This window comes from Clostridium sp. CTA-5 (genome assembly GCF_054768135.1).
Genome location: NZ_BAAAAT010000007.1, coordinates 147,613 through 154,660 on the forward strand (window position 1 = coordinate 147,613; position 7,048 = coordinate 154,660).

The window sequence follows — 7,048 nt, forward strand, 5'->3', positions numbered from 1 at the left end:
TTTCTTAATATTTCCTTAAAGTATTACTAAATTTTATTATAAGAACCAAAAAGACTATATCATCTTATAACTAATAATTATAAAAATGATATAGTCTTTATACTAAAAAATCACTATTCACTTAAAATATAGACTATCTTTTAAACTTTATTTTATTTAGTATTAGATTTAGTAAAACTCCAACAATTGCCGCAAAACTTAATCCTGATATAGATATTGTATCATTTATTTTTATTCCTACTAAAATCCCAAATTTTTTCTCTATAACAGTTCCCAAAAGTCCTATTACTAATATTGTACTAATTACAAGTAAATTCTTCCAATCAATTTTTACTTTTTGATATTTTATAGTATTAAATCCAACTAATGAAATCATAGAAAATAACATTATACTTATTCCACCCATAACAGCTTGTGGAATAGTGCTTATTGCAGATCCAAACTTACCTATAAAACTTAACATTATTGCAAATATAGCTGCTAATCTTAATATTGATGGATCGTAATTTTTAGTAATTGCCAAAACTCCAGTATTCTCTCCATATGTAGTATTAGCTGGTCCTCCAAATACTGCTGCTATCATAGTAGCTAGTCCATCCCCTAATAGAGTTCTATTTAATCCTGGCTCTTCTATAAAGTTCTTTCCAACTACTTGACCGTTTGTTGTTATATCTCCAATATGCTCCATAAAAGTAGCAAGCACTACTGGGGCAATAATCATTATTGCTCCTAAATCAAATTTAGGTAACGTAAAATGTGGAATAGATATAATACTAGCTTCTGAAATTGCTTGAACATTAACATAACCTGTAAGATAAGATACTATATACCCTACAATAACTCCACATAATATTGATATTTGAGATATAAATCCTTTTCCTAGGTGTTTTACTCCTAAAGCTATCCCTAAAGTTATAACTGCAATCATTAAATTATCTTTAGCCATACTTATAGCTGTTGGAATTAAATTTAATCCTATTACCATAATCATAGGACCAACAACCTGAGCTGGTAATACATATTTTATTTTATCAGTACCAATTTTTTTGATAATAAAAGACATTAATACATAGATTAGACCTGCTATCATTATTCCACCTTGTGCATATCGTAAATCGCCATATGTTTGTCCAACAGCGCATATTACTGGAATAAATGCAAATGATGAGCCTAAGAAGACTGGAACTTTCATTTTTGTGCAAACATGAAATGTCAATGTTCCAATACCTGCACAAAACAATGCTACTGAAATATCAAGACCGGTTAAAATAGGAACTAATACAGTTGCTCCAAACATTGCAATTAAATGTTGTAATGCTAATACAAACTTAACCCCTAATTTCTCCCATGAAATTTCACCGAATTGCTCTTTTGTACTACTTATAATTTCTGACATAAAAAAATACCTCCTTAAATAAATAAGAGGAAAATACTATTATCTCCCCTTTTTAGCCTCTCTGGACTAAATTAAAAGTTCTTGTCAAAATTTTTAACAATATGAAATTGTACATAAAAATAATTACCTATCCTTATGTTTCATTCTTTATCTATTATATCTAAAATTTTGAAAAAGTAAACAAATTTTTATTAATTACCAAAAAATCAATAAAATAAAAACCTATAAATTAAACTAATAATGTTTAATTTATAGGTAATATTTATTAATAAAGTTATATGTTTTTTATTGCACTATATAATTTGATTTTAAAAAATGTTAAAAGAGAAAGATTTTCAAATTTAATTAAGATTACTTAAAGTGAATTTCAGATAGTTTAAACTTACTGTTTATAATTTTTATAAACCAAATTCAATATTACAATAAATTATATTTTCAAAACACATACTTTAATAAAAACTATTAATTTATTCTTTAGGTATCCAACTATTAACTAATTCTTCATTATTCTTTATCCACTCTTTTGCAACTTCTAATGGATCTTTATTGGTGTTTTCTTGAATATCTCCCATTAGAGATCCTAATTGATTATCATCCATTTTAAAATTATTTAAAAAGTGTGTAACTTCAGGCATATCTTTTGAAAAATCTTTTCTTGTAATTGTATAAATATCTTCTGCTTCACCATAAACATTTTTTGAATCTTCTAAGAATTTAAGATCCCAACGAGCAAATTTCCAATGTGGTTTCCATCCTGTAACAACAATTGGCGCCTTTTCATCCTCTGCTTTTTTAAGCATAGCTGTCATTGTAGCTCCACTACCTTCCATAAGTTCTAAATCTAATCCATAGTCTTTTATTGCTTTATTAGTAGTTTTCATTATGCCTGCACCTGGATCAATACCTATTATTTTTCCATCTACTTCATTCTTAACTTTATTTAAATCTTCTATACTATTTATATCCATGTATTTAGGCACTACTAATCCTATCTTCGCACCTTCAAAATTTGTTCCTATTTTCTCTACTTTTCCTTCATATTTCTCCATATAATCTTTATGAGTAACTGGTAACCATCCATCTAAAAAAGCATCCATATCTCCAGTTGATAATGAAGTATAAATCATTCCTGCTTCCCCTTGCTTCATATCAACTTCATATCCCATTTTATCTTCTAATACAGCTTTGACTAAATTAGTCATAGCTACCCCTTCTGCCCAGTTTACATATCCTAATGTTACTTTTCCTTTTGAATTTTCTGTTTTTTGTGTTGAATTTTTTCCACATCCACTTAACATGCCTACTGCTAATATACCCGCAAATGCTAATGTCATAATCTTTTTTAAGTTTTTATGCACTCTTATTCCTCCTTTATTTATTAAATCTCTTATTTAAGATATAATTTATAGTTAAATTAATTATTTTTTTTATTTTTTCCTAAAGATTGAGTTATTCTATCTAGTACCATAGCTAAAATAACTACAGCTAGTCCACTTTCAAACCCTGTACCAACATCCATTTGAGTAATACCATTGTATACTTCTCTACCTAATCCACCAGCACCTATCATAGCAGATATAACAACCATAGATAATGAAAGCATTATTGTTTGATTTACACCAGCTAATATAGTTGGCAGTGCAATAGGTAATTGTACTTTATATAACATTTGATTTTTGGTAGATCCAAATGATTTAGCTGCTTCAATTACATCTTCTGGAACTTGTTTAATACCTAAATTAGTAAGTCTAACTGCCGGTGGCATAGAAAAAATAACAGTAGCTATAGCTCCTGGCACTTTTCCCATTCCAAAAAATAAAACCGCTGGAATTAAATATACAAAGGCCGGCATTGTTTGCATAAAGTCTAGTATAGGTCTTAATATTTTAGTAACTCTATCATGCCTAGCTGCATAAATTCCAAGTGGTACACCTATAAGTAAAGAAATAAACGCTGATACCAATATAAGTGCAAGTGTTTCCATTGTTTGAGGCCATAATTCCATAGCATCAATAAATAATAACCCTACAAATGTAAAAACAGATGTCTTTTTATCAGTAAGTTTTAATGTTATTAAAGTAAGTACTATTATTATAACTATACTTGGTATAATTAATAATAAATCTTCTAATCCAGTTATTAATGTTTCATTTATAATTTTTACTAGTTTAAAGAATGGTTCTATATTATTTTTTAACCAATCTATTATAAACTCAATATATGGTCCTATATGTAATGTAAACATATTATTTATCCTCCTCTCCAGCAATTCCGGCAATTATTGTAGATCTTTTTATTATCCCCATTAAAATATCATTCTCATCAATAACTGCAATAGGATATTTTGTGTCCTTAGCTACAGATAACAAATCAGAAATTGCTTCATCTGGAGATGCTTTAGGAACATCTTTTATTACTATATCTTCTATAGTTTTTATATTTTTCTTTGATAGCTCTAATGCATCATCAATATTTACAATTCCTTTTAGTTTTCTTTCTTTATTAATTACATAAATACTAGAAATTCCTTCATCTTTCATAATCCTAACTGCTGCTTTTGGACCATCTTTTTCAATTCGTATAGCTTTTGCCATTTCCATAATAGTAGACGATGTTATTACTTTTGTTCTATCTACATCTTGAACAAATTTTCTTACATAATCACTAGCTGGATTAGTTAATATATCTTCCGATGAACCTATTTGTTCTACAATACCATCTTTCATAATAGCTATTCTATCACCTAATCTTAGAGCCTCATCTAAATCATGAGTTATAAATATTATAGTTTTCTGCATTTTAGCTTGTAATTGTAACATTTCTTCTTGCATTTCTTTACGTATTAATGGATCTAATGCACTAAAAGCTTCATCCATAAGAAGTATTTCTGGCTCTGTAGCTAATGCTCTTGCTAATCCAACTCTTTGCTTCATACCTCCACTTAATTGATCTGGCATGCTTTCCTCATATCCTTTTAAGCCTACTAATTCTAAACATTCATATGCTTTTTCTTTTCTCGTTTTAGAATTTACTCCTTGTATTTCTAAACCATAAGCCACATTATCTAAAATGGTTTTGTGAGGAAAAAGTGCAAAATTCTGAAAAACCATAGCTATTTCTTTTCTTCTTACTTTTAAAAGTTCTTCTTCATTGCATTTTAATATATCTTTTCCGTCTATCAAAACTTGTCCACTTGTAGGCTCAATAAGACGATTTAAACACCTTATTAATGTTGATTTCCCACTTCCTGATAAGCCCATTACCACAAAAAATTCGCCCTTATTAACTTTAAAATTAACATTATTTACACCAACAGAATTACCTGTCTTATTATGTATATCGTTTTTACTAATTCCCTTTTCTAACATAGGTATAACTTTTTTAGGATTTTTCCCAAAAATTTTATATAAATCTTTTACCTCTAATTTCGACATGTTTACCTCCATCTAGAATTTTTTTAAACTTATTATTAAATATATAAGTTTCTAATTATTAGTTTTAAATATATAAGTTCTAATAAAATTTGTTCATTAATATAAATCTTAAAATATTTATAAATAATATCACTTACCAGTATGATGAGGAACTTATATAGACAATTTATGATATATATGCTTTTAAGTAGATATGATTAATTAAAGATATAATTTTTTATAAAAATTATATAAAAGATTATAAATATAATAACTTAATTAGAACATATATATTAATAATATTTATGTGATATATACTTAGTTTTAATTAAGTAGCAACTTTAACTTATCATAAAGTTGTTACTTTTGTCAAATTACTACGCAGTATAATAATTTAAAAATCTAAATAGTTTTTATTAAATATAACTTAAATTTTCTTATTTTTAAGACAAACTTTTTATAATATTTAGAGTAAATATTACTTATATAATTTCACTTAAATTTATGATATTTTAACAAAATATGTTATAGTATAGAATATATTTACAATGTATTAATCGTAATAATATATAATATTTTATTCTATGTATATAGGTAAACTTATTTATTATATTTTAAATATAACTAAAATATTAAGTTAAAAAGGAGCTTTATTTTATGGATATTAATTACTCTGCACTTATTATGACTCTTATTAATTTTGCTTTATTAATATTATGTGTATTTATAATATTTAAAGCTATAAAAGGATTCAAAAATTTTATTATCAGAAATAAAGATATGGATAAAAAATTAGACACTATTTTAGATGAGTTAAAAAATAGAAAATAATTTAATATTAACTTCCTAATTATAAAAAAAGTAGATATCAAAATTTAAATTGATATCTACCATATAATACACATTCAATTAATAGTTCAAATTGCGATTGAATCCTTATTTTTTTGATGTGTTTAAATTATTTTCTATTTATACATTTCCTGTATAGTCTGCATTTAAAAACATATTAGCCTCTCTAGTTCTTCTTTTATAAAGTCCTTCTATTCTTCTTCCACCACCATTAGACCATGCTTGGAAATTAGAAATAATAGTATTTATATCCCTTATACCATTAACTATATTTTTGTATAATGTAGAGCCAAGTAAACCTGCAGTACCACAATTATATGCAAAACTTACTAGTGCATCAAACTGATTTTGGGTTAACTTTACTCCCTTAGAATCTAAATCTTTTTTAATTACTTTTGCATATTTATTATTTACTAATTCTTTTAACATTTGGCTAGCTTGACTTTCTGTAACGCTGGATAATCCTTTTATTTCGTCACCAGTCATTCCATATCCTAATGTTAATACTCCAACTTCATCATAATAAGGAGTACCAGAGAATCCTTCCCAAGATTTTATAAAATTAATGCACACATCTGATACTAAAGAATTATCTAACATATGACCCTCTTTATCAAAAGTATACTCATTTCCATTAATAATCACAGTACAATCTATATAACATTTACCTTTATATCCATTACTGGCTTCTTCTAAATAATACCAAACACCTTTTAATTGAATCCAGCCTGTTTGCATTGCTCCATTTTCATTCATATAATACCATAAACCGTCTTTATCTTTTACCCATCCTGTTTGCATTATACCTTCATCATTTAAATAGTACCAACTTCCATTATCCTCATACCAGCCTTTTATAACTTTTCCATCAGAACCTTCTACACACCATTTCCATTGTGACATATTGTTTACCCTCCTCTCATTAAATATATATTTATAAGCGTAATTTTTGTTTTTAACTAATCATATTAATCTATAATAAAATTTAACCAATTCTCTATAACTAATTTTGCTTAACTGCATATTACATAATATGAAGTTTATTTTAGATAAGTTACTCTATAAATAAAAAAATATCTATATTTCAATAATTTTCTTATTTGGCTATGTTTTAAGTGAATGTTGATATTGTAGTATAAATCACTTGATCAAATTATTATTTTAGCGAGATCATTCTTAATTTAAAGATATAGCATTAACTTTTATTAAAAATTATACTTAAAATAATTGTATATATTTCGTATAAAAAAATCGCTAAGCGACTGTGGAGCGTCGATTTTTTTTAGCCATGCACCCTTTCCAAACGTAGTGCAGGAATAATGGTGCGGCATATGATTATTTTTTATTCTTTAGGTTTTATTTCTTAATCTTTAAGCAATAATATAATCTA

The 7,048-nt window shown here is 26.4% G+C and carries 6 protein-coding genes; 1 reads left to right on the forward strand and 5 read right to left on the reverse strand.

Going from position 1 to position 7,048, the window contains the following annotated elements; genetic code table 11:
• Positions 1–133: 133 nt before the first annotated feature.
• From ACYUET_RS13965 to ACYUET_RS13980, 4 genes are all read right to left on the reverse strand, one after another.
• Positions 134–1,396 (reverse strand): uracil-xanthine permease family protein, encoded by a 1,263-nt coding sequence (locus ACYUET_RS13965; protein ID WP_460280585.1) that lies wholly within the window; start codon positions 1,394–1,396, stop codon positions 134–136.
• A gap of 467 nt (positions 1,397–1,863) precedes the next feature.
• On the reverse strand, positions 1,864–2,754 hold the full coding sequence (locus ACYUET_RS13970; protein WP_460280587.1) for a glycine betaine ABC transporter substrate-binding protein: 891 nt from the start codon (positions 2,752–2,754) through the stop codon (positions 1,864–1,866).
• Positions 2,755–2,810: 56 nt separating this feature from the next.
• A complete protein-coding gene (locus ACYUET_RS13975; RefSeq protein ID WP_460280589.1) occupies positions 2,811–3,641 on the reverse strand; it encodes an ABC transporter permease in 831 nt (276 codons plus the stop codon).
• 1 nt (position 3,642) lies between these two features.
• On the reverse strand, positions 3,643–4,830 hold the full coding sequence (locus tag ACYUET_RS13980; RefSeq protein WP_460280591.1) for a quaternary amine ABC transporter ATP-binding protein: 1,188 nt from the start codon (positions 4,828–4,830) through the stop codon (positions 3,643–3,645).
• A 636-nt stretch (positions 4,831–5,466) separates the two neighbouring features.
• Here ACYUET_RS13980 and ACYUET_RS13985 point away from each other — a divergent pair.
• The gene (locus ACYUET_RS13985; RefSeq protein WP_460280594.1) at positions 5,467–5,640 is read left to right on the forward strand and encodes a hypothetical protein; all 174 of its coding nucleotides are present in this window, start codon (positions 5,467–5,469) and stop codon (positions 5,638–5,640) included.
• 138 nt (positions 5,641–5,778) lie between these two features.
• Here the strand turns inward: ACYUET_RS13985 and ACYUET_RS13990 are convergent, their stop codons facing one another.
• On the reverse strand, positions 5,779–6,561 hold the full coding sequence (locus ACYUET_RS13990; RefSeq protein WP_460280596.1) for a lysozyme: 783 nt from the start codon (positions 6,559–6,561) through the stop codon (positions 5,779–5,781).
• Between the last annotated feature and the right edge of the window lie 487 nt (positions 6,562–7,048).